Raw genomic sequence first — 23,760 nt, 5'->3', positions numbered from 1 at the left:
GGCAGGGGCTCAGATGTCGGGTCTCAGGATCGAGCGTATGCGGTACAGACAGTCGTTCACTTGGTGCAACCGGGTGATGAAGTTATCCAGGAACTCATCGGTAACTTCGAAGTACTTCGGTGGTTTGTCGGTAGTCATCGCTTCGCCTTTGCTTTTGCCCTTGTTTTTGGGCTGAACTGGGTTCTGGCGTCGGTGCAGGATTTGGATACCAGTCGGGCTGGTGATCGGGTAGGAATGGATGATGTCCGATCGCTCATCGTTCAGCGTTGTGAACAGCTCACCGGCAACCTGTCCAGCGGCAAAAGCTTCTGGTGTCGAGTGTTCGATCTTCGCCACCGCTTGCTTGAAGGCATCTGCGAGTAGGCCACCCATTTTCGCTTCCAGGTCGCTACGAGGCTGCTGAGGATTCATGTAGCAGATCACTTCAGCCATGAAGCTGCTAACGGACGCGAATGCATATACCACCACCCCCAGGCGATACACGTAGCGGTCACTTTCCGGTAGGGAGATCCTGGTCAACTTTCTGATATCCGCCAAATCCTTCTCGATACTGGTCATTCGTCTTTTCCTTGATAGGTGCGGGCCCAGACTTGAGGAGCTGTGAGGGTTGACGCGCTGCTGAGCGCGCAAGCTATCAGATCATCGCCTAAATTTGTTGCATCGCGTAGAGTCTGCCGCGTGCTCCGCCTGCGCCGACCGTTTTGGTACAGCGCTTGGGGTGGCTAAGGTCGGTCACGACAGTGGCGGCTCGGAATTCCGAGCATCGCCAAGTCAACGATGGAATGTGAGGGGCGTGAATGCAAATCAGCCGAAAGCTCAACCTTTACGAGATCGAGGATCTTTATCAGTCGCTTGGTTCGGATCCCAACCTCCGGCTTCCCATCAGCATGAGCCACGGCGGTGGATTGGGCGTTGATGCAGCTTTGGCGCAGTTCATCGTGACTTGGGCACGTGCTTACGAAAAAACAGTCCTTCACCTGTACTCACCTGCTGGTGATGACGCAATCGCCCAAATCACGCAGTTGGCTCAGAGCGCTGCCGGGTTCTTCGCCTTGATCATGTGCAGTGAAGTGCACGCCCAGGATCATCAACTAATCGATCGGCGAGAAGCGCTCATGGCGATCAGGCCCCTCGTCGATGCGATGTTTGCAGGTGATCTGCGTAACACGTCCAACCTCCGAGGCGCCCGCCCCACTGCCATCAACCTGTTCTGTGTGAACAACGCAAAGCGTGAGTTCATCAAGCCGTTCTACTTCGATCATGCCGTGCCGAAAGTCCAGCCGAGATCGTGGTTCTCGACGCTCGTGGAGACGTCGTCGAAGCTGATGAATGCTCGCAGTGACCAAGGGGCGTTGCTCAGGTCGGGTCTCCCATCTTTGGGCAGCGTACTCTGGGAACTGATCTCTAATGCTGACCAGCATGCTGTCACCGATGTTGACGGGAACAAGTACAAGAAGGCACTGCGGGGTACCTCGATCAAGCTCAACAAGATGAGTCGTCAGGATGCGCTGGAGTACTCAGACGTTGAGCCTGAACTCGCTCGATTCATTTTGAAGCGTTTCCTGAAAGCTGAGGTACTGGAATTTCTGGAAATCTCAGTCATCGACAGCGGCCCTGGACTGGCCCGGCGATGGCTGACGGCTAAGGAGGAGCGGCCAGTCGAAACCTTGGAGGAACTGAGCTTGGAGGCTGAGCTTGAGGCCACGCTCGATTGCTTCAAAAAGCACGTTACATCCAAGGTGCAGTCTCCGAACTCGGGTATGGGGCTGCATAACGCCGTTCAGGCACTCAATAAGCTCAAGGCGTTCGTACGTGTTCGGACTGGGCGGCTTTCGCTGCATCAGGCTTTTCATGGAAGTGATGAGATTATGGAGTTCGAACCGTCGATTCGATACGGTGGCCGGGTGCTGGCTGCCGTGGAAGGCACTGTCTTTACGATCTGCATTCCGGTGAACTGACATGTTCGATCTCATGGATTTTGAAGTCGAGCTGAGTCAGGCCGGCAAGCCGGTTCATGCGGTGGTTTTCTTCACCGGCCCGGATCTGCTCACCGATACGCAAGCAGCGCATGCCCTCCAGCATCAGCTTTCTGGCTACGTCATGCCTGACCTCGTTGTGTTTCTGATGCCGGGTTACACTCTGGACGAATTTCGCACCCAGCAGTCAGACGCTACATCACCGCTGATGGCGGAGCTGAGCCGGAAAGGCCCAGGCTCGCCTCGCACCTACGCCTGTGCGTTCTACGATGTGAATGGCGCCATCACCGAGTATGTCCACATCTCTGGGCCTGAAGAGAGTTTGGAAGCTCTCATCAAGGACAACTCCAATGTCATCGTTAAGTCCGGCCTGACAAACCTTGTCGAACGCTCCAACGTGCTGAAGAAGGCGCCTGCAGGCTTCTTCTACTCAAAACCATCCTCTCGGGCCTCGAACTATTTCATCCGAGCTGAAGACCTGCTGTCCGAGACCTTGCACGCGTATTACCTGGCGTTTGCATGCCTGCCCTTCATCAAGAAGGCCACGGACGATGGCATGGCAGCGCCCGATACCCTGTACTTGGACACTATTGCCTTGCTGCCCCTGGCGATGTCCATGCAGATGTATCTCATGCGATTCAGGCTGCCGGGCTTTGCGAACATTCGGTCGTTCCACTCGCACGAAGGTCTCATCAAGGACGGGCCTCTGCCCAAAGCAGTTTCCGCCCTGTGTCTGATCTCTGCGTCGACCCAGTGTGGCCTCGCGCAGCAATGGGTCAAAGTGAATAGCGCTCCGCCGACGCGCGTGGCGACCATTCTCTCCTTTGAGCGCTCATCGGACTCCTGCTCGGTCTTGCATACGCTGAAGCAGCCCGAGGACTTTGAGATGCTAGGGGAGGGCGAGGCGGGCGGGATTCGTCTGATTCGAATTCATGGTGAACGGTTCATCGCCGAGCACAGTGAAACCAAGGCACTGAACATCGGCACTGATCATGCGCCAGCCCTGCTGCAATCCAAGTTCTACTCCTTCATGGGGGCCAACCTGTTCAGCTGCTACACCCATGACCGGTCAGGGCTGAGGCCTCGGACGGTGCATGTCGATAAATCTAAGTTGGTGGCTACAAATGACTTCGGTGAGTGGTTCGATAGGGTGTTGCTTGAAGAGGCCGTAGCATCGACTCGCTGGATCATCCACGATGACGATGATGCCAGTTCTGCTCTGGCCGACCGCGCTATTGCTTACTTGGCTACGTGTGGCGTCACGGTCGAAAACAAGGTGTCCTTCGATGACTTCGATGCCAATGTGAATTTTGACGGGTCTGTCATCGTCATTGTTGCCGCTGCCGAGCGTGGATCGCGTCTGCAGAGCGTAAGCCGCCGCCTGCGCACCGCTCAGCAAGCGGGTACCCGGCTTTACATCACAGGGGCACTGTTCGGGCGCAGCTATGTGCTGATGAAGGATTTGCAGAGCAACCTGACGCAACCCGCCAAGGATCACAGCCGTTATGTCTTCAAGACGTTCATGGAGATCCCAGCAGCCGAGCTTGCCTGCACGAATCACTGGGCCGAAGAGCAACGAGTGCTCGGCTCCTTGTACTCGTTTGCAGATACCTTCTCACCGGCGATCATTCAGCGCATGGAGGTGTTTGATAACGCTGCCACGGGTGGGCTTGGCTTGCACCCATTCTGGCCGAGCAGCCACACCAGTGAGCCGATGACCCTGAGCCGAGGCTTTGCATTTGTCGACGGTAAGAAAGATGTGAGAGGGGCGACGTCGACGGACATCTACCTCACCATCCTGTGGATTCTGCAGAACGCCCGGTACAGCGATAAGGTGCAGAACGCCAAGCGGCTGGAGTCCGGGGAGCTTCAGCAGGTGCTCCTCTCGCCAGACGTGTTCTCGCGCTTCGACGATGGCGTCATCCAAGCCGCATTCTTGCGCGCCGCGCTGCCGACGGAACTCGACTACCGGGCTCAGGAAACCCACAGCCTGTCGATGGCGGACATCATTCAGCGTGTCGCCGCAGGGTATGGGCAAGAGCGCGGGGAATCCGCCATGGAGTTCGTGATGGCGTTGGCGATCGGGAAGATTCGCCTGCACAAGGACGTCGATACCCGTCTGCGGGCAAGCTTGATCAAGATATTGTCGCCCCACGTGCCAGAGATCCTTTACCTGCTGGATCCTGATTACGAGCCGCCGTTGTGATCAATATTCGTTAAAACTGTTGCATGCGGGTATTCATGGCCGACGTTCTCTGCTCGGCTTGGCTCATCGATGAGCCGTGCCCTGTATGCTCTTTTCCATGGTTAGGCTGTGGCTGTTTGAGTCAGGCGAAAATGATTTGTGAAATAGAGGACTAGTGAGTAAGGTTTGGCATGTAACATCATGCGGGAGTCCTTATGGACGATCACTCATCATCAGCGCAATTTGTACGCCCAAGGCGACATGGCCAACGCAGACTGGACGCTGTCACCGCGCAGCTGAAGGCTGAGTTTGCCAGGCTTGCTCGTGAACGTTTACTGGCTTACATGCCTCGTGTTACTGCATCTGACATTGATAAGTCACGGCGTGCCGAGGCTAGCTCGGGGCATTATGATATGCCGGATGGCGTTACTGTCCTCTGTGGGATCATCGGCTTTTCTTGGATGGAGAGGGAGCGGCTGCGCGCTTTGGACACAGTTCTTAGTGAGGCAGGTCAGCCTGACCCTGATTCACCGCTGCACAGCTTTAGGAAACGCATTCTGGCGTTTTTCCGAATCATCCTTGCTCACATAATCAAACTCCTGGCCCGTTCTCTTCGGGCTGTGCTCACTATTCCTCTGTTCCTTGACGGGCCAGAGATGAGTGGTTTCAAGCATCGTCTCCGCTGAGCCCTTTCGAATATTTGCGAACAAAAAATTCGTCGAAACCATTTCGAAAAGGGGGCGCCATGCCCATCAAGAAGTTCTGCACCTGCGGTGCGCGCTATAAGCGCTGCCCCGTACATTTATCCGTATCTCGCCGACGCGTTTATCATCGCCTCCGAAAGGCCCCTGAACCGACCAGGGTCGAGAAATTGGGAGCGCAAGTTAAAGTCTTCCAAGGCGTCCTTAAGGTAGGGGTGATGCTTCTGCAGGCGGTTCATCTCATCCTGCTTTGGTGAGATCGAACTCTCTATGGCATGTGCCCGTTTCAGATCACGATTCTGAAACGGGCATCGGGGTTGAGGGGCTGCGAAATGCCATCGGTGTGTGGCTGATTCGTGCAAAGCTGCTTGTTCCTGCTAAGTCAGCCCGGTGGAAGTTTGAAGGAGCTATTCGCCGGCGTTGGATGTGCGACTAAGGTCTAAGAGGCGAATGGTGGCATTTGGCTTGCTTGCCATGTTTGACCTCGCCATCATCTCTAGCTCAAGGTTTTTGCGAGGATAGAGCTCGATGGAAATGACCTCTCTCAGGCTGCTTCACCATGCGCCTCGACCAGCTTTGAACGGTTTACTGCAAGTGATTATATTTTCATCGCTGCAGACTGCTATCATTTTGTCTTTAGTGTAATTCACTTGGTTTGACAATTGCGTAGGATGGCAAATGAAACCATTGATTTTAGTGAGAAAGTTAAGAAGTCCTTGGCCAGTAGAAAACTTGCCATCATTTGTATTGCAGCAAGATAACTGGAATGATTATGGCTATAAAACTCTTTACCAGCTTTATTATGTAAGTGTTGATAAGAAGGGTAAGATTGTTTCGGACTTGATTGGTCCAGTTAGAATTTTGCGAATAGGTCAGTCTGACTCTGATCCATTACAGGTAAGAGAGGATTTTACAAAGCTTGGTGACGATTTTTGCTCTGTTGGTAGTTCTTTAGATTATTATGAGCGTTTGAGACATGTTTACTCTGAAGAGTATAAGTCGCTCCTCGTAGGTCTACGGGATGTTGTAAGGTATCCTAGTGTCGCGAAAGCGTTTAGGTCTGAGGCTGGATGGTCGGTGTCCCTGTTTCGAGATGGGAAAAGTGAAGATTATCTAAACTTGGCTAAAGGCATACTTGTGGGTGATTTTACAAAGCTCCCAAGTGATGAGTTGGAGTTCTCTCTTTCATTTGCTAATTGGCTAAGTGAACTCTCTTTTTCATTTACACAGAAAGAAGGGGGCAGAAAGTCAAGGCTGCCAGAACGAATAAGCGTGCTGATTGGTGGCAATGGTGCGGGGAAAAGCACTGTACTTGCAAGGCTTGCTAGATTAGCGTTTGCAACAATCGATGAGCGCGAAAAAACCACTATATCATCTTTAGGGAGCATCACTCCAAGGGGTATAGGTTTTCCTAGGGTCATTACCATCTCATTTAGTCCTTTTGATAGTTTCAAATTGCCAGGGGTTGATACTAAGAATCGAAAAAAAATAATTGATGAGATGGAGCATGGAGTTGGTCGGTATGCTTTTATTGGGTTGAGGGATGTCAGAGGTGAAGCAAGATATAGTGCAAAAGGAGAGGGGGTGGTGTTGGATCTTTTTAAAGATCCAGATAGACATGGTCAAACAAAGCTAAAAACGGTAGAAAAATTAACTGACGAATTCATGGGGTACTTAAGATCTATTAAGGAACCTGCTAAGGTCAGTCAATTGAATAGTATTTTTTCAAGCCTTCTCGCGGATTCTGCATTTGGTCCGCTACTAAAAAAGAGCCTCACTGATTGTGAGGATTTTGATATTAAGCCTGCATTTCTTCTTTGTAGCACGGGTCACAAAATTGCGGCTTTAGTAGTGGCGGGATTGATTGCTAAGTTAGTGCCTTCCTCGCTAGTTCTTTTTGATGAGCCTGAAACCCATCTGCATCCTCCGCTTTTGGCCGCACTAATGAATGCCATTCGTGCTATTTTGCACAATGATGAATCCTTCTGTGTGATAGCAACTCACTCTCCGGTTGTAGTTCAAGAGTCGATGGCTGAGGATGTTAAAGTTATTAAGCGTGAAGGTTCAATTACCTCTGTATCAGGTTTAAATAGTGAAACATTTGGAGAAAGTATAGGTTTAATAACTGCTGAGGTTTTTGGGCTCAATGCTGAAACAACTGACTACCATAGGGTTCTTGATAAGCTTGTTTCTAAATACTCTAAGCAAGAAGAGTTGGAGGCGCTTTTTTTAAATGGTCAAATGAGTCACCAAGCACGAGGATATACTATGAGTCGTCGTCTGCTGCTAAAGAAAGGTAAGTAGGGTATGTGGAATTTGAGTATGCCCGATCTTTCGCATCTTCGTGCTCACTTGGATTTGATTTTTCCGGATGAGGATCTTCTTTCACCTCTTAAGCCGGCAGATAAAGATAAGCTCATGGAGTTGTACGTTTTGTATCAGCAGGGCTTGGGAAAACCAAATCCTGAGTGGATTGCTGAAGGGCTTAGTGAGGATGCACAAGAGGCCATTTTAAAGGCGTATGGTGAAGTCTCCGAAACCGGGAGATTAGCGGTTTTACGTGCGTCGTTAAAAAATCTCGCCAAAGTATGTCCCTATTGTGGTTTTGGTGAGGTTCGAGATCTAGATCATCATTTGCAGAAAAAAATTTATAAGTGTTTTAGTATTTTTCCACTTAATCTTGTGCCGTCATGCTCTAAATGCAACGGGCATAAACCAAGAAAGCCCAGGAAAAAATCTACACACCAGCATATTAACGCGTACTTGGAGGATCTTAGTTTTTGTGAGTTTTTCGTCGCAGATATCGATATTTCAGGTGGTGCGGTTTTGGCGACTTTCAAAATAGAAAAGCAGAAGGGGATGAGCGATGAGACTTTGCAACGACTAAAACAGCATCTGAAGGATTTCAAGCTGTACGAACGTTACCCTAGTCAAGTAAATATATTCCTTGCTTCACAGCAGGTTGCACTGGACGATAACTTTAGGGCTGGGGGGGCTGAAGGGGTTAAGGCATTTTTGATGCGTAGTGCTGCAGCTAACGTAAAGTCACTTGGTATTAATGATTGGCGGGGCGCTCTTTTTGTCGGGCTGGCAAAAAACGATGAGTTCTGTGATGGTGGGTTTTACAAAGCTCTGGGTTTTCCTCCTCCTTAAGATTTTTAAGAAAACAGTGAACGTGCTTTCTATTAATGGTCAGTGAATTGGGGTTCAAGTGTCTTATCATTCTTGGGTTGGAGCGGTGCGATGAAATCATTTTTTGGAGGTTATTGTTGAGTCACTAGCTGGTTGGGATGGGCTGCATCCCTCAGAGCCTGAGGAATCCCCGAATTTTCTTACGCAAAATCAAGATGTTGGAATATTGAAGAGACCTGCATGAGTCGGCAGCTTGTGTTGCACCACACAAAACAAGATCCCTACCCATGCAGGCCATCCGATTCTTACACAGGGCGCTCGCCCAAGCACTTCCCGGTGTTCATTCTCGTCGTCTGAAAACGTTGATATGTTGTGTCAGCACATTACTCTGCGGACGTCGGCTCACTCTGACGGGGCTTGGTCGATTTTTTGCCGAGCAAGCCTATCCCAAACACACCATCAAGCGAGTGGATCGGTTGCTGGGTAATCGGCATCTGCAAACCGAGCTCCCGTTGTTCTACTGGGTCATGCTGCGAGCGTTGTTGGGCTCGCTGAAGCATCCGTTGTCACCCATTGATTGCCTGCCGTATTTCGCGCACGTCGCGGGCAGGCGAGGCGCCAAATTGCCGTAGGTACTCGCGGCTAAACTGTGATGCGCTTTCATAGCCGACAGCGAACGCCACGTCAGACGCGCGATGCTCGCCAGCAAGCAAAAGCTGGCGAGCTTCCTGCAACCTAAGCTGCTTCTGATACTGGATGGGACTGAGGCCTGTCATCGACAGAAAATGGCGATGCAGGCTTGCCCGGCTCATCCCGCTTGCATCGCACAATGCTTCGATGCGAAGTCTAGTGTTGTAGTTGTCCCTGATCCAGGCAACCGCTCGCCGGATGCGACCCAGCGGGCCATCGGGTTGGGCAATCTGACGCAGCAGCCTCCCTTGGGGGCCCTGTAGAAGACGATAGAGCAATTCTCGTTCGACCATGGGGCCTAGAACCGGGATATCGGCAGGTGTGTCTAGCAATGACAATAAGCGGAACAATGTGTCGCGAAGCGAAGCGGTCATCGGGTTTATCATGATGCCAATCCCTTTTTGTCCGCTCTCGCGAACCGGCGGCATGGTCGCTGCCAATTCCGCCAGTATGGCGGGATCCAACACGAGCGAAACCGCAACGTAGGGCTGCCCCCCTTCAGCATCAAGAATCTGTCCGATCAGAGGCAGATCCAGGGCGCTGATAAGATACTGTTCACTGTCGTAGCTCAGAAGATTGTCGTTAATCGCAACGCGCTTCGAGCCTTGTAGGATAAAGCAGATCATCGAGCGATACAGGCATGGCGCCTTGTCTGTAGAGCCTTGTCCGACACAGAGGTCCACACGCGGGATCCGTGTGGTAGTCAAACCCGGTGGCGCATGGCGCAGGGCGATATCAAGATGCGGTGCAAGATCATTGTTCATGAGCTGATTATGCCTGCACCCCGCCGCCGCACCAGCTGATTGATACAATTAGGCAATAAATTGAGCTTATTGGGCGTGGGTTACGAATCGGTCATTGCCTATCTTGAGCGGGTCAAGAAAGCGCCAAAAAGCGCGCCTAACCTAGCAGAGACAGCCCATGACCAATCAGATCGCACTCATCACTGGCGCCAGCCGTGGCCTTGGCCACAACATGGCCCTTCACCTTGCCAAGCGCGGCGTCGCCATCATCGGCACCTATCGCAGCGGCGCGGCAGAAGCTGAGGCGCTGAAACAGGAGATCGAGGCGCAGGGCGGCAAGGCCGCGATGCTGCCGCTCGACATCACCGATACCGCCAGCTACCAGGCTTTTTCAAACGCACTGACTGATACGCTGAAGACTGACTTCGGCCGCAAGCGTTTCGACTTCCTCGTCAACAATGCTGGCAATGGCCTCTTTGCGAACTTTATTGACGCGACCGAAGACCAGTTTGCCTCACTGGTCGCGACGCACCTTCGCGGTCCGATTTTCCTGACTCAAAAGCTGTTGCCGCTCGTGGAAGACGGCGGTCGTATCCTGAACGTCTCCTCAGGCTTCGTGCGCTTTACTCTGCCGGGGTACAGCGTTTACGCGGCGGTGAAGGCCGCAGTCGAAGTGCTGACCCGTTACATGGCCGTAGAGCTTGGTTCGCGCCAAATTCGGGTGAATGCGATTGCCCCTGGCGCCATTGCAACGGATTTCGGCGGTGGTGCAGTGCGCGATAACAAAGATGTGAACGCCTATGTAGCACAGGGTATCGCGCTGGGCAGGGTCGGTCTGCCGGACGACATCGGCGGTGCGGTTGCCGCCATCCTGTCCGATGATATGGCCTGGGCTAACGGGACGACTTTTGACATCTCGGGCGGGCAGTTGCTGTAGCCGCAGCCGCATTCATTCCATTCGGTCGCTGCCCTATCGAGAGGTCGCCATACCGCACGCTCAACTTACGCTCATCAGTCATCCGCTGTGTCCGTTCGTTGAGCCGCAGCAAGTCAGTGCCACCCGTTACAAATTGTCTTTTGGTCTGCAGGTAATTGCGCCAGAAACTCCGCGATCAGCGATGCAACCTGCTGCTGAATCACTCCACGAGCACGACCGCCATCACCATCCCGACAAATGATCCCATCCCCCGGTACATCCTCTTCGAGCATCCCCTCCGCACCAGGTTTGCACATCGACATGAAGCTGAAATGGCTTGCGTCTTTGATCTCGACATAGCGGCTTGTCGCCGAGGGCAGGCGCTTGGCCAGGTTGGCAGATTCCAACTCGGCGGGAAGCTCTCGCGACGGTACGCCAGCCGAGATCACCAGGGCGGGGACAGGCAGCGCGGCCAAGCTTTTATCGGTCATGCCCCGTGAAAGGCCCAGGTCCAATGTCACCACCGCAGTGACGCGTTTATCGCGCCAATCGGCGGCCAGTTCGGCCTTTGATTCAGTGGTGCTGGCAGGGTTCATCAGTTCGTAAACGGTGCAGCTGGCTAACTGCGAATGGGCTTTGCAGTCTTGGGCGAAGCGCTCTGGGTCGAAGCGAGCGCCGGCGATTTCCAGGGCGGTCCAGCCGCCGAGTGAATGGCCCACGGCTGCAATTCGGCCATTGGCGACCCGGCCAAATTTTTCAGGTTGGGTCGTGACCGCATCGATGGCTCGACGCAGGTCAACGGGCCGCTGCCATAACTGCGCCGCTGCTTGCGGGCTGCGGTCATGGGTGGTGCTGCCGGGGTGGTTGATGGCGGCGACGATGTAACCCTTCTGGGCCAAGGAACTGGCCAGCCAGATCTGGTTGCTCCAGTTGCCCCTGTAGCCGTGGGAGAGCACCACCAATGGATGTTCACCGGCAGTGGGCGGTGCGTTACGCACGGCAGCAGCGCTGACAAACACCGCGTTATCGGCGATCAGTTGCGGGGTTTCGGTCGTTGCGCTGGGGTACCAAACGACCATCTCCAGTGCGCGGCCATTGTGCGGATCCGGCAGGGTGGAGGATTGGAAACCGACGGGGTTTTCGTCAGCAAATGCAGTGGTCGTCAGGCAAGCCAATAACAGGGCGCCGAAAGCTGTTTTCAATGTCGTTTCTTCCTTGATTAGACGAATGGGGTTGTCGACAAGCTCGGGAATTAAAGCTCAAATTCGAACCGCTGCGCATAACTTTTATCGACTAAAAACCTAGCCCCCGAAAGCAAACTCCGAGGGGGCGAATCGGTCGCTGGTGTCCATACGAATATTGCGCAGCGCCACGGTTTCCAGGTGTGACGCGTAGAGCGACTCAGAGAAATAGCTGATCAGAATGGAACGACGGCGTGCGCCGATCACGTTCAGGCTGCCCGCGTGTACCAGGTCGACATCGAACACCAGGATGTCACCGGCAGAGCCTGAAAGCTGTACGGCGCGTGACTCGTCATTGAAGTCGAAGGGTGGGGCGCCCGGCTCAGGTCGATGGCTGCCGGGGACGATCCGTGTCGCGCCGTTCTCGGGGCCGTAGTCGTCGAAAAACGCCAGGGCGATGGCGATGTCGCCTGGCCGTTGGGCTGACAAGTCGCGGTGCAGTTGTTGGTGGCCGTTACCGGCAAGGGGCTCGCGTCCTTCCACTTGGGAGAGGAAGAATTGCTCGCCGATCAACTCACCTGCCACCGACAGTAGCTGGGGTAGACGACACGCGGCCTGAATTGTTGAATCGTCATCCAGCATCGAATAGCGCCAGTCCATGCCACGGGGCACTGGCCATTGGTCCGACGGTTTCACGCCCGCATCGAACACGGCACGAAGGTCGGTCAGCCACTCGGTTGGGATTGCTTGACGGAGCAGGGCGTAGCCGTCTTGGTGGAGTTGTTTGCGGTCAGGCATGGTTTTTCGACGTCCTTGTGCGAGCATTTGGAAGGCTAGTATGCAAACCAAAGTGGGACCACCAGCCCTTGATGAGTCAGGGGCTCTGTAGGAGCTGTGTAGGAGCTGTCGAGTGCAACGAGGCTGCGATCCTTTGATCTTTCGCTCCGAACTCAATTGGCAGTGAAAAGATCGCAGCCTCGTTGCACTCGACAGCTCCTACAACGCAGTTCAAGCGGGAGCAAGCTCCCTCGCCACAGGTTGTCGGCTGGCAGGCTTATAGAGTGGAGCCTGCCGGTGCCGCATCCAATCGTCGCGCAATCACATCCATCACATCACACCCATCACGCAGTGGGATGCAGCAAAGCTGCGCCAGATCTTGCAAGGTCGCGGGGTCGATGGTCTGTTCATCGCGCATCGCCAAATTCTCCAGGAACTGGGTAGCGGCACGGATTCGGTAGGCGGCTGAGTCGAGCAGGATGTGTAGCGGCGCGGTGGTATCGACGTAGAGGGGTTGGTCGTCGGCGTTGCTGGTAAGGCCCATATATCGGTTCATATCTATTCCTTGTGTCATGAATGAACTGTCACGCTTTGTCGCCAAACAAAGGGTGACAGCTGTACGCAGGTTGGCGAACCGGAGACACAAGGAGCCGGCAGACCCGAAGGTCTCCCGCGCACAGCTGCCATAAAGCAGTTTCTGTGAGCACAAGGGTGCTTCTGCCACAGCAGAAAGCACCGTTGCACTTGTGTCAATCGAGTCGCCAAACCCGGTCGCCATCTGGGCGACGCCAAGACTATAGTCGCCACCGCAAAAAATACGCAAGGGATTGATAGGGAAGGGGATTCCCAATCATATGTAGGACATTGCCATAGTCGTAAGCATTCGAGCTTTATGTCTTACACCTCAGCAAACCCCTCACTGACATCAGGCCAAATCCCAGCGATATGTAGGATATTTCTGTAGCCTCATCGCCCTTATCTGCCCGTTACCCCCCATTTGCCCCCCGACGCCTCCCACAATCCAATCGCGCATTCCCATCCAGCGCGGGATAATACGGTCCTGCTTGGGGTCACAAGCTTTTCCCCCTCGTTGGTATTGGCGGCTCAGAAGGATCGAACGCAATGACAGATTGGCTCCAGAGCTATGGAGAAATGGCTGAGCGGGTTCGCCGCCATCCTTGGGAGGACACGCCGCTCGGGCCGCCTGCGCAGTGGCCTGATGTATTGAAGACCACCGTGGCGCTGAGCCTCGCCTCGCATTTTCCCCAGGCCATCGTATGGGGGCCGGACCTGATTACGTTGTACAACGATGCGTTCCTGCCGATCCTCGGCAGCAAGCCCGAGGCGCTGGGGCGGCCGTTCAATGAGGTTTGGCAGGAGGTCTGGAGCGATATCGGGCCGATCGTGCAGGGCGCCTTCGATGGGCAAGCGACCTTTATAGAGAACTTCCCCCTGGTCATCGAGCGCGGCGGCGGTCCTGAGCAGGCTTATTTCACCTTCTGCTACAGCCCCATCCGTGACCAGTTCGGCAAGGTCGTGGGCATGCTGGATACGGTCACCGAGACCACGTCCACGGTGTTCATGACCCAGCGCCTGGCCGTGCTGGATGCCATCGGCAATGCCGTGGCGAACGCCACCGACCCGCAGAGCATCATGGCAGCCACCACACGGATCCTGGCGGCGCACCTGAACCTGTCCAACTGTGCCTACGCGGACATGGATGAGGACGAGGACGGCTTCACCATTCGTGGTGATTGGGCCAGGATGGGGTCGCCGCATATCCTTGGGCATTATCGACTGGCTGATTTCGGTCGGCTGGCCGTCACTAACCTGCGGGCCGGCAAGCCGCTGGTGATCAACGATAACCTCAAGGAACTGGCGCCGGAGGAAGCGGCGGCATTCCAAGCCCTTGGCATCGCGGCCACCATTTGCGTGCCGTTGATCAAGGGCGGGCGATTGACCGCGCTGATGGCGATCCACGATAAAACGCCGCGGGTCTGGTCATCCTACGACCTGGCGCTGCTGATGGAGGTCACCGAGCGATCCTGGGCCCACATCGAGCGCGCCCGTGCCGACGCTGCCGTGCGCGAAGGCCTGGCGGCCCTGGCCGAATTGAACGCGACGCTGGAAGAACGGGTCGAGGAGCGCACCACGCGCTTGAAACAGACCGAAGCGGCGCTGCGCCAATCGCAAAAGCTCGAAGCCATCGGCCAGCTTACCGGCGGCGTGGCCCATGACTTCAACAACCTGCTGACGATCATTCGTTCTTCGGTCGACTTCCTGCGCATGCCCAGCCTGTCCGAGGAGCGTCGGCAACGCTACATGACGGCGGTGTCCGAAACCGTTGAGCGCGCCTCCAAGTTGACCAGCCAGTTGCTCGCGTTTGCCCGGCGCCAGCCGTTGAAGCCGCAAGTCATCGATGTGGGCAAGCAAGTGCAGAGCCTGGGGGACATGCTGCAAACCGTCACCGGGGCACGGATCCAGGTCCACGTCGAGTTGTGCGATCGGCCCTGTTACATCCGGGCGGATCTGAGCCAGTTCGAGACCGCGCTGATCAACATGGCCCTCAATGCCCGGGATGCCATGAATGGCCAGGGCACGTTGTGGCTTCGGCTCAGCTGCGGCGGTGGCATGCCGCCGATCCGTGGTCATGCCGGGGCCGGGCAATCCTTTGCTGCCATTGCCTTGGCGGACACCGGTACCGGTATTGACTCGCCAGTGCTCGAGCACATCTTCGAACCCTTCTTCACCACCAAGGAAGTGGGCAAGGGCACGGGGCTGGGCTTGTCCCAGGTGTTTGGCTTTGCCAAGCAGTCCGGTGGCAACGTCGATGTTTCGACCGTGGTGGGCGAGGGCACGGTGTTCACCTTGTACCTTCCAGAAGTGGCGGCCGAGAAAACACACGAGCCGGTCAAGGAAGAACTCACGCACCTGCTTCCGGAAAAGGGCAAGTGTCGGGTGTTGATCGTGGAAGACAACCTGGAGGTGGGGCGTTTTGCCAACCAGATCCTTCAGGACCTGGGCTACGAAACCGCCTGGGCGACCAACGCCGAAGAAGCGCTGGAAATGGTTGGTCCGGATGCGATGGCATTCGATGCGATATTTTCTGACGTGGTGATGCCCGGCATCAGCGGCATTGCCCTGGCCAGGGAACTGCGCCAGCGGCGCCCGGATTTGCCGGTGGTGCTGACCTCTGGTTACAGCGAAGAATTGGCCCACAGCGGCCATGAGGGCTTTGAATTCCTGTCCAAACCCTATTCCGCGGATCAGGTTTCCCGGGTTCTAAACCGGACGATACTGGGGACTGAATGAGTGTTTCCTTTTTGAAACAGTGAGTTCCATTCGTCGGCCAAGGGCGTTGTTGAATCAACAGTCTGTTGATGACCGACTAGTCTCATTGCCGTGAAGGTCAATATTGTCAGGCAACCGGTTGTTGCCGGTATGGGCCTCGATGAAAGGGGAAAGGCAATGGGAGCACCGTACAGCGAGGAGAACACTGCCGCGTATCCGATCAATGAAGGGTTGCAGTGTGGCCAGTCGGCCTATCATGCGGACTTCGGTGACGAGCCGATCAAGTCCATCAGGACGAAGGTGGCCAAAGTGCAGCGAGGGGAGAAGGCCAAGTTCTTGCCCAGGGTCCCGGTCAGAAAGTGACGTGGATCGTGGTAGGGGAGCTTGCTCCCGCCGGGCTGCATAGCAGCCCTTTTTTTTTGATCGTTGCCAGGGACGCTTCGCGTTCCGCTTCTGGGGCCTCTACATAAATATTTTTCATCTTTTCTCAACTGGCGTTTTCTTTCACGTTTCTTTCACAAGCAGGTACGTACTCTCAGCTCATCCGTTAGAAAGCAGTACCTGCCCGTTTCCCCAGCGGGCTTTTTTTTGCCTGTCATAAAATAATCCGCCGTTTCGTTGTCCAACCGTTATGGCTGACGCTGTCTGGCGTAAACTCGCGCCCGCGCGCACCGGCCATTTCTCCCCGATGCGGCATTTTTGAGGTTTCTATCATGCGTTTGACTTTGTCCACCTTGGTACTGGGGTTGGTGGTTGCCCAGGGCGCGATGGCTGCCGGCGACGGTACCGCCGCGGTCGGCGGTGGTCTGGGCGGTGTGTTGGGCAACGTGGTCGGCCAGCAGATGGGCGGCAGCACCGGCGCCGCGATTGGCGCGGGCGTCGGCGGCGCAGCCGGCAGTGCGGTGGGCGCTCGCAAGGGCAGCCGCACCGAAGCGGCCATTGGCGGTGGCTTGGGTTCGGCCGGTGGTTCGATTGTCGGTAACCGCCTGGGCGGCTCCACCGGTTCCACCATCGGCGCAGGCATCGGCGGCGCGGCGGGCGGCGCGTTGGGCAGCAACCTGTCCAATGACAACGACGGCCACTCCGGTGGCAAGAAGCACAAGCACAAGAAAAAGCATCGCTAAGCCCATGCTTGGATGAATAGACCTGGCCTTGTGCCGTGATGCTGTTCACTTGGTAAAAACGGCGCTTCTTTCAGAAATGGGAAGCGCCGTTTTTTTGGGGCTTCTTTTGCTTGAAAGGTTAAGTATCCAAGGCAAGAGCAGCAGGCAGGTCCAGCCGCTATGCAACTGCACCACCGCTATCGCGAGCAAGCTCGCTCCCACATTGGATCTTCAGTGGACACAAAATCCACTTACACCACAAAACCTGTGGGAGCGAGCTTGCTCGCGATGACATCGGCACATCCAACATCTATGTAACTGAAATACCGCTATCGCGAGCAAGCTCGCTCCCACAGGAGAAACGCGGTCTCCACCAAGAACCAGATCGGCTGTTAGGCCGCCTCGGGGCGGACGTTGATCTCGGCACACCGAGCCTAAGCGAGATGCCGAGTGGTGGGGCATAAAAGCGTTTTGCTTACTTTTGACTGGGCCGGCTTCCGGGCTTCTCAAAAGTGAGCCGCCGTAAGGGCGGAACCCTAAGCCGCCGTTACCACAAAAACGGATATACACTCCAACCTGACCCCCCCAAAAAAACGGCAAATCAAAATCCCCGGAACGATTGCCACCCCCCCGCTTCGAACTCATACATCCATCAACAATTGCGAGGTGTACCATGACGTCGCAAACGCAAGACAAGGACGAGAACGACTCCTCGGGCACCCCTGTCGTCAATGACCCGGGCAATGAAGACCCCGGTTCCCTGATGGATGACGCCCAGGTCCCCTTGATCGAGGAGGATGAAACCCCGGAATACCCGCTGCCTTCGCCCACCAACTCCCTGAGCCGCGACCAGCGTCCCCCCAACGACGATGAGGATGTCGAGGCAACCCCCGATGACCCGGACATCGCCGGTGAGGATGCCTCCGGCAAGCCGAGCTGATCGCAGGCCCGCCTGTCGATTCAGCGGCACCATCGGCCCGCCACGCGTGCCACACATCAGGTAAGTATCTTGAAAAGGAGACTCACCATGATGAAGACCAACATGACAGCGCTGACACTCGCCGGGATTCTTTCGCTCAGTTCACTGGCCGCTTTCGCACAATCTTCGAGCGGCACACCCCCCGTGGACAAGGGCGGGATGCCACCTTCTTCGGAAATGGAAGCCGGTTCCAAATCCGGCACCAGTGGTAACGCTTTGCCCCCGGGCTCCGTGAGCGGCGGCAATGGCGGCGATGCCAGCGGCAGCAGCACCAGCCCCGGTACGGGCAGCGGTTCGATGAGTGGCGGGAGCACGATGGGCGGTGCCGATGCCGGCGGTGGGACCAACGGAGGAACCGGTACCCGCGACAGCGGTGGCAGCTCGGGCGGCAGCGGCTCGGGGTCGGGCGGCTCCGGCAGCTCAGGTCAATAACCGTCCCTTCACACCCATCCGCTTTCTGTGGCGAGGGCGCTTGCTCCCGCTGGGTTGCGAAGCAGCCCCCACGATCCTACGGTTGCTGCGCACCCGAGCGGGAACAAGCTCCCTCGCCACGGACCCCGTCCATAGATTTCCCATTGCCGGCTCCAAGCCCCCTTCGTTATCCTGCTGAATCCTTTAAGGCGAACACGCTGCCCTGGCCGCACCTGAGCCATCCCTGGAATGTTGTGTTGATAACGGATCAGATGCGATGAATGCACCCCTGAAAGAGTTTGGCCCGATCAAGGCTGTGATTTTCGACATGGATGGGCTGTTGCTGGACACCGAGGGGATCTACACCGAGGTCACGTCCATCATCGCCGAGCGCTACGGGCGCACGTTCGATTGGAGCGTCAAGCAGAACATCATCGGGCGCGGGGCCACGGACCTGGCCAATTACGTCGTCCAGGCGCTGGAATTGCCGATCACCCCCGAAGAGTTCCTGGTCATCCGCGAGCCCTTGATGCGCGAGCGTTTTCCTCACGCCCTGGGGATGCCCGGTGCCGAGGAGTTGGTGCGGCATTTGAAGGCCCACAACGTTCCGATTGCGGTGGGCACCAGTTCGTCGAGCCCCACGTTCGCACTGAAAACCACCTTGCACCGGGACTGGTTCGCGCTGTTCGACTTCATCGTGACGGCGGACGACCCTGAGGTCGGCGCGGCGAAACCAGCGCCGGATATCTTCCTCACCGCCGCCCGGCGCCTGGGTGTCGATCCGCGCGACTGCCTGGTGTTCGAGGATTCGCCGTTCGGCGTGACCGCCGCGAAAGCCGCCGGCATGACCGCCATTGCCATTCCGGATTCGGCCATGGCGGATGAAAAGTACGCCCACGCCGACGGAATCATCCGCTCCTTGAAAATGTTCCAGCCGAGCCTTTGCGGTCTGCCGGAGTTGGAGTGGGCCTGACCCCATCGCGCTACACAACAAAGCGCCGGTCATGGTTGAAGCCATGACCGGCGTTTTTTCATGCCTGGATCAGGCGCCAAAACCACCGTCGATGGTGAGGCTGGCACCGGTGATGTAACCGGCTTCCGGCCCTGCCAGATAAGCGACGAAACTGGCGATTTCATCGACGTTGCCGTAGCGCCCGATGGCCATCAGTGACAACAGGCTGGAGGCGAAGTCGCTATCGGCCGGGTTCATGTCGGTGTCCACCGGGCCGGGCTGCACGTTGTTGACGGTGATGCCGCGTGGGCCGAGGTCACGGGCCAGGCCTTTGGTCAGGCCCACCAGCGCGGATTTGCTCATGGCGTACGTGGCGCCGCCAGCGAAGGGCATGCGGTCGGCGTTGGTGCTGCCGATGTTGATGACCCGACCCCCTTCACCCATGTGCCGTGCTGCCGCCTGGGTGGCGATGAACACGCTGCGCACGTTGATGGCCAGGGTCTGGTCGAAATCTTCGAGTTTGAATTCATCCAGCGGCCCCATCGCCAGCACGCCAGCATTGTTGACCAGGATGTCCAACCGGCCAAAAGCCTCGACGGTGGCCGCGACGGCGTTACGGATGGCCTCGGCGTCGGCGCTGTCGGCCTTGATCGCCAGGGCTTTGCCGCCTGCCGCGGTGATGCTGTTCTGCAGTTCTTCAGATTTTGCGCCAGAGCTGACGTAGGTGAAGGCCACGGCGGCGCCTTCTGCTGCCAGGCGTTTGACGATGGCGGCGCCGATGCCGCGAGAACCGCCCTGGATCAAGGCGACTTTACCGCTCAGTGCTGGGTTACTCATGATGTTCTCCAAAAAGTGCCGGGGCGAGATGCCGCGGTGATGGAGCGAGTATCAAGAAGGTGCGGTGGGCTGTGTAGACCGTCATTGCTATAGTCTGTCTAAACCAAAAGTTTAGAGTGAGGCTCATGGAGACCTTCAACAGTATCGAATGCTTCGTGCGCAGTGCCGAAGTCGGCAGCTTTGCCGAGGCGGCGCGACGTCTGAGCGTGACCCCGGCCGCGGTGGGTAAAAGCGTCGCCAAGCTGGAGGCGCGAATGGGCGTACGCCTGTTCCAGCGTAGCACCCGAAGCCTGAGGCTGACCGAAGCCGGCCAGTTGTTCTTGGGGGAAGTCGGCAGCAGCTTCAACACCATCCAGAACGCCGTCGCCAATCTGGCCAGCGCCGGCGGGCAACCGGCGGGGACGCTGAAGGTGAGCATGGGTACGGCGTTCGGTCGATTGTATGTCGTGCCGTTGCTGGGGGAGTTTCTGCGACGTTACCCGGCGATCAACCCGGACTGGCATTTCGATAATCGCCAGGTTGACCTGATCGGCCAGGGCTTCGATGCCGCCATCGGCGGCGGTTTCGAGTTGCCCCAGGGAGTGGTGGCGCGCAAATTGACGGTGGCTCATCGGGTGCTGGTTGCCTCAACCGAGTACCTGCAAACCCATGCCGCGGTGACAGAGCCGGAAGATCTGTCAGGGCATCAAGGCATCCTGATTCGGTCACCACAAACCGGGCGCGTGCGTTCCTGGCAACTGACCAGCCGTAATCGGGAACACAGCCCGCTGACGCTCAAGACGCGCATGACCATGAGCGATTCTGAAGCCGACTGCGCGGCCGCCACCCAAGGCCTGGGCATCGGTCTGGTGAGCATGCCGATCGCCGTTCCCTTCCTGGAATCCGGGGCGCTGCAGCGGGTGCTGCCGGACTGGTATGTCGATGATGGCAACATCTCCATCTATTACGCCGAACACAAGCTGTTGCCGGGCAAGACCCGGGCGTTCGTGGATTTCATCATCGAGCAGTTTGCCGAGCAGGGGTTGGCGCGGCGGTTCAGTGCGGTTTGAGCTGGGCTCCAGACCGAGTTGGCCCGAATCGCGAGCAAGCTCGCTCCCACATGGGTTTACGGGTGTTCACAACATGTGCACACGACACAAAAACCTGTGGGAGCGAGCTTGCTCGCGATTCGGGGGCACCTCAGTCTAAAGCCGTGGACTCACCGCCCAAACCGCCCCGGCCAGCCAGTGATGGTCTTGGGCCGAGGCGTCGCGTAGGTGCGTACTTTCGACGTCGACAACCCCAGCCGCACCAGCGCTTCGGCAATGGTCACCGCCGCCGTCACGCCATCGACCACCGGCACGCCGGTGCGCTGGCGGATCTGCTCGTCGAGCCCGGCCATGCCGCCGCAGCCCAGGCAGATCACTTCGGCCTTGTCCTGGCTCACTGCCAGTTCGGCCTGCTGCACGATGGCTTCAACCGCCCGTTGCGGATCCTGCTCCAGTTCCAGCACCGCCAGGCCGCTGGCCCGTACCGAGGCGCAGCGGTCGAACAGGCCGGACAGCTTGAGCCGGTCTTCGATCAGCGGCACGGTGCGGTCCAGGGTGGTGACCACCGAATAAGCGTGACCGAGGAACATGGCGGTGCTGGCGCCGGCATCGGTGATGTCCACCACCGGCACGTTGAGCAGTTCCTGCAAGCCTTCACGACCGTGTTCGCCATAGCCGGCCTGGATCACCGCGTCGAACGGCTGGTCGTAGGACATCACCCGGTCCATCACCGCGATGGCCGCCAGGTAGCTTTCAAAATTGCCCTCGATGGAGTCGGCACCGAAATGCGGCGTGAGGCCGACGATCTCGGTGCCCGGCGCGGCGACGGCCTGGGCCTGTCGGGCGATGGCCTGGGTGATGGATTCGGTGGTGTTGACGTTGACCACTAGAATTCGCATGAGCTGTCCTCCTTAACACATAAAAGTAAGCGGCCCGAACCTGGCGGGCCGTTCGAGCGATCAATGATTGACGTTATCCACAGCGATGGATTCGCCGCTGACGTCCTCGTAATACGGCTGGCGCTTGGCGATGATCAGGTACAGCAGCCCTGCAATCGAAGCGCCAATCAGCCAGGAGAATGGTGAAACGCTGTCAAAACCAGGCACCAGCGCCAGGATAATCGCGATCAGCGCCGCCGGAATGAACGCCGCCACCGCGCGCAGGTTGACCCCATTGCTGTAGAAATACGCACCGTTTGGGTCCTCGCTGTACAGTTGCGGCACGTTGATGCGGCCTTTTCGCAGCAGCCAGTAGTCGACCATGATCACCCCGTACAGCGGCCCGAGCAGGGCGCCGAGGCCGGACAGGAAATACACGATCACCAGCGGGCTGTTGTAGAGGTTCCACGGCAGGATCAGTACGGCAATGGCGGCGCTGATCAACCCGGCGCGGCGGAAGGTCAGGTACTTGGGCGCCAGGTTGCTGAGCACGAATGCCGGGGCGACGAAGTTGGCCATGATGTTCACCGCCACGGTGACGATCAGGAAGGCCAGGCAGCCCAATACGAGGAAGAAGGTGTTGGGGATCGAGGCAATCACCTGGGTCGGGCTTTCAATGATTTGCCCATTGATCTGGAACTGCGCACCGCAGAGCAGGATGGTAATTGCGGCAAACACCAGGATGTTCACCGGCAGGCCCCAGAAATTGCCGACGACGATGGTCCGGCGGCATGGCGAGGAGCGGGCGAAGTCGCAGAAGTTGAGAATCAAGGTGCCGTAGATCGACAGCCACAGCGCGCCACCGGCAAAGATATTGCGCCACATCTCGCCGCCGGTCAGCGGTTCGCGGATCGACCAGGCAATGGTGGCGTCGGCCTGGGTGTACATCCAACCGGCCAGGGCCGCGACCGTCACCAGGATCACCGGCCCGGCAAAGCCTTCATAACGGCGCACCATCTCCATGCCGTAAGCCAGGATCACCAGTTGCACGAACCAGATCGCCACGAAACACACCCAGCCCAGGCTCGAGAGGCCGAGGATCGAGTCGTGGTCGTAGTTGGCGAAGCCCGGGTGGATCGCCACCAGCAACACCCGGAACACCACCGACGCCAGGTAGGTCTGGATACCGAACCAGGCAATGGCGATGACTGCCCTGATCAAGGCCGGAATCTGCGCGCCATGGATCCCGAAGCTGATCCGGCTGATTACCGGGAACGGCACCCCGGTTTTCTGGCCCATGTAGCCGGACAGGTTCATGAAGCCATACACCAGCGCCGCGCCTATCCCGAGGGACAGCAAGATCTGCCAGCCACCCAGGCCCAGGGCATAGAGGCCGATGGCGAAGGAATAGTTGGCGATGTTGTGCACGTCGTTGGTCCACAGGGCAAAGATGCTGTAGCGACCCCAGCGTCGACCTTCGGCCTTGGTCGGCGCCAGGTCCTTGTTGTGCAGCCTCGGGCTCAGGGCCAGGGACGCGGCAGTGTTGTCGTCGAGGGCCGTGGTGGTGGAGGGCAGATCCAGCGCGATGTTATTGGAGAGACTTGTACGCATTCCGGCAGGCTCCTGATTCTCGGCGCAGCGATGACTGTGCATGAGCGCGGGGCTCGACAAATCTTCGTCGCGGCGGGCGAGCATCATTGATTACGGGGCATCTGCAGCCTGTACGGGATAGGGCGCTTCAGGCTTGCGGATCTAAAGTGTGTGTATGTTTTATATAAGTTGTATACAAAACATGTGTCGTCTCAAGCCAGATCTATGCCACTTACGGATCTATTCGAAGAAGCGCTAATTTCGTTTCGTTATGATCTTTGAATAACTGACTGAAATGCCGTGATTTAAAACTGACCGTTTAAACAGGTATTTATTTTTTGGCGAACGTCAGTGGATTTGGAAGTGCAGGCGAGGCGGGAAGGTGTGTGT

General features: G+C 56.9%; 21 protein-coding genes and 1 pseudogene. 14 read left to right on the top strand and 8 right to left on the bottom strand.

Translation table 11 applies throughout. The features are described 5' to 3' along the window. Positions 1–9: 9 nt before the first annotated feature. Complete coding sequence (locus tag HU749_RS20955) at positions 10–558, bottom strand: hypothetical protein (protein ID WP_186651322.1); 549 nt, start codon at positions 556–558, stop codon at positions 10–12. Positions 559–797: 239 nt separating this feature from the next. Here HU749_RS20955 and HU749_RS20950 point away from each other — a divergent pair, with 239 nt between their 5' ends. The 6 genes and pseudogenes from HU749_RS20950 to HU749_RS29290 form a co-directional block, all read left to right on the top strand. Further along, the gene (locus tag HU749_RS20950; RefSeq protein ID WP_186651324.1) at positions 798–1,958 is read left to right on the top strand and encodes an ATP-binding protein; all 1,161 of its coding nucleotides are present in this window, start codon (positions 798–800) and stop codon (positions 1,956–1,958) included. A 1-nt stretch (position 1,959) separates the two neighbouring features. After that, on the top strand, positions 1,960–4,182 hold the full coding sequence (locus HU749_RS20945) for a hypothetical protein (protein ID WP_186651326.1): 2,223 nt from the start codon (positions 1,960–1,962) through the stop codon (positions 4,180–4,182). A gap of 194 nt (positions 4,183–4,376) precedes the next feature. Beyond that, the gene (locus tag HU749_RS20940; RefSeq protein WP_186651328.1) at positions 4,377–4,847 is read left to right on the top strand and encodes a hypothetical protein; all 471 of its coding nucleotides are present in this window, start codon (positions 4,377–4,379) and stop codon (positions 4,845–4,847) included. A 693-nt stretch (positions 4,848–5,540) separates the two neighbouring features. After that, entirely contained in the window at positions 5,541–7,166 is a 1,626-nt protein-coding gene (locus HU749_RS29295) for an AAA family ATPase (protein ID WP_225919108.1), read from the top strand. Positions 7,167–7,184: 18 nt separating this feature from the next. Beyond that, a complete protein-coding gene (locus HU749_RS20930) occupies positions 7,185–8,015 on the top strand; it encodes an HNH endonuclease signature motif containing protein (RefSeq protein ID WP_225919107.1) in 831 nt (276 codons plus the stop codon). A 266-nt stretch (positions 8,016–8,281) separates the two neighbouring features. Next, positions 8,282–8,581: pseudogene (locus HU749_RS29290) on the top strand (IS4 family transposase); the annotation flags it as partial. Here HU749_RS29290 and HU749_RS20925 read toward each other — a convergent pair. After that, a complete protein-coding gene (locus HU749_RS20925) occupies positions 8,561–9,448 on the bottom strand; it encodes an AraC family transcriptional regulator (protein WP_186651330.1) in 888 nt (295 codons plus the stop codon). The pseudogene HU749_RS29290 and the gene HU749_RS20925 sit on opposite strands and share 21 nt — an antisense overlap. 157 nt (positions 9,449–9,605) lie before the next feature. Here HU749_RS20925 and HU749_RS20920 point away from each other — a divergent pair, with 157 nt between their 5' ends. Then, a complete protein-coding gene (locus tag HU749_RS20920) occupies positions 9,606–10,364 on the top strand; it encodes an SDR family NAD(P)-dependent oxidoreductase (RefSeq protein WP_186651332.1) in 759 nt (252 codons plus the stop codon). A 113-nt stretch (positions 10,365–10,477) separates the two neighbouring features. On the opposite strand, the gene HU749_RS20915 is transcribed toward HU749_RS20920, so the two are convergent. The 3 genes from HU749_RS20915 to HU749_RS20905 all read right to left on the bottom strand — a co-directional run bounded on the left by HU749_RS20915 (position 10,478) and on the right by HU749_RS20905 (position 12,857). Then, positions 10,478–11,545 carry an alpha/beta hydrolase family protein gene (locus tag HU749_RS20915; protein WP_186651334.1) on the bottom strand — a complete coding sequence of 356 codons (1,068 nt, stop codon included), beginning with the start codon at positions 11,543–11,545 and terminating at the stop codon, positions 10,478–10,480. 99 nt (positions 11,546–11,644) lie between these two features. Then, the gene (locus tag HU749_RS20910; RefSeq protein ID WP_186651336.1) at positions 11,645–12,322 is read right to left on the bottom strand and encodes a phytanoyl-CoA dioxygenase family protein; all 678 of its coding nucleotides are present in this window, start codon (positions 12,320–12,322) and stop codon (positions 11,645–11,647) included. 256 nt (positions 12,323–12,578) lie between these two features. Next, a complete protein-coding gene (locus tag HU749_RS20905) occupies positions 12,579–12,857 on the bottom strand; it encodes a hypothetical protein (protein ID WP_053180799.1) in 279 nt (92 codons plus the stop codon). A gap of 566 nt (positions 12,858–13,423) precedes the next feature. Here HU749_RS20905 and HU749_RS20900 point away from each other — a divergent pair. The 6 genes from HU749_RS20900 (at position 13,424) to HU749_RS20875 (ending at position 19,058) form a co-directional block, all read left to right on the top strand. Continuing rightward, positions 13,424–15,613, top strand: a complete 2,190-nt coding sequence (locus HU749_RS20900; RefSeq protein ID WP_186651338.1) for a GAF domain-containing hybrid sensor histidine kinase/response regulator — start codon at positions 13,424–13,426, stop codon at positions 15,611–15,613. A gap of 90 nt (positions 15,614–15,703) precedes the next feature. Further along, complete coding sequence (locus tag HU749_RS20895; protein ID WP_225919106.1) at positions 15,704–15,955, top strand: hypothetical protein; 252 nt, start codon at positions 15,704–15,706, stop codon at positions 15,953–15,955. A gap of 350 nt (positions 15,956–16,305) precedes the next feature. After that, positions 16,306–16,716, top strand: a complete 411-nt coding sequence (locus HU749_RS20890) for a glycine zipper domain-containing protein (RefSeq protein ID WP_014339430.1) — start codon at positions 16,306–16,308, stop codon at positions 16,714–16,716. Between the two features lie 652 nt (positions 16,717–17,368). Further along, positions 17,369–17,635, top strand: coding sequence for a hypothetical protein (locus tag HU749_RS20885; protein ID WP_186651380.1), 267 nt, complete (start codon positions 17,369–17,371; stop codon positions 17,633–17,635). An 87-nt stretch (positions 17,636–17,722) separates the two neighbouring features. Further along, positions 17,723–18,106 carry a hypothetical protein gene (locus HU749_RS20880; RefSeq protein WP_186651340.1) on the top strand — a complete coding sequence of 128 codons (384 nt, stop codon included), beginning with the start codon at positions 17,723–17,725 and terminating at the stop codon, positions 18,104–18,106. Positions 18,107–18,362: 256 nt separating this feature from the next. Beyond that, positions 18,363–19,058, top strand: a complete 696-nt coding sequence (locus HU749_RS20875) for an HAD-IA family hydrolase (RefSeq protein WP_046065793.1) — start codon at positions 18,363–18,365, stop codon at positions 19,056–19,058. A 69-nt stretch (positions 19,059–19,127) separates the two neighbouring features. Here the strand turns inward: HU749_RS20875 and HU749_RS20870 are convergent, their stop codons facing one another. Further along, positions 19,128–19,874 (bottom strand): 3-oxoacyl-ACP reductase family protein, encoded by a 747-nt coding sequence (locus HU749_RS20870; RefSeq protein ID WP_186651342.1) that lies wholly within the window; start codon positions 19,872–19,874, stop codon positions 19,128–19,130. Between the two features lie 125 nt (positions 19,875–19,999). On the opposite strand from HU749_RS20870, the gene HU749_RS20865 reads away from it, so the two are divergent. Next, positions 20,000–20,923: a LysR family transcriptional regulator gene (locus HU749_RS20865; protein ID WP_046065795.1), complete on the top strand. Its 924-nt coding sequence runs from the start codon at positions 20,000–20,002 to the stop codon at positions 20,921–20,923. 149 nt (positions 20,924–21,072) lie between these two features. Here HU749_RS20865 and HU749_RS20860 read toward each other — a convergent pair whose 3' ends face one another. Further along, complete coding sequence (locus HU749_RS20860) at positions 21,073–21,801, bottom strand: aspartate/glutamate racemase family protein (RefSeq protein ID WP_186651344.1); 729 nt, start codon at positions 21,799–21,801, stop codon at positions 21,073–21,075. Between the two features lie 60 nt (positions 21,802–21,861). Then, the gene (locus HU749_RS20855; RefSeq protein ID WP_186651346.1) at positions 21,862–23,391 is read right to left on the bottom strand and encodes an NCS1 family nucleobase:cation symporter-1; all 1,530 of its coding nucleotides are present in this window, start codon (positions 23,389–23,391) and stop codon (positions 21,862–21,864) included. Positions 23,392–23,760: the final 369 nt, after the last annotated feature.

The organism is Pseudomonas ogarae (genome assembly GCF_014268695.2).
GTDB lineage: Bacteria > Pseudomonadota > Gammaproteobacteria > Pseudomonadales > Pseudomonadaceae > Aquipseudomonas > Aquipseudomonas kilonensis.
Note: the sequence above shows the minus strand (reverse complement) of the source record. Positions and strands in the feature narration are given on the sequence as shown.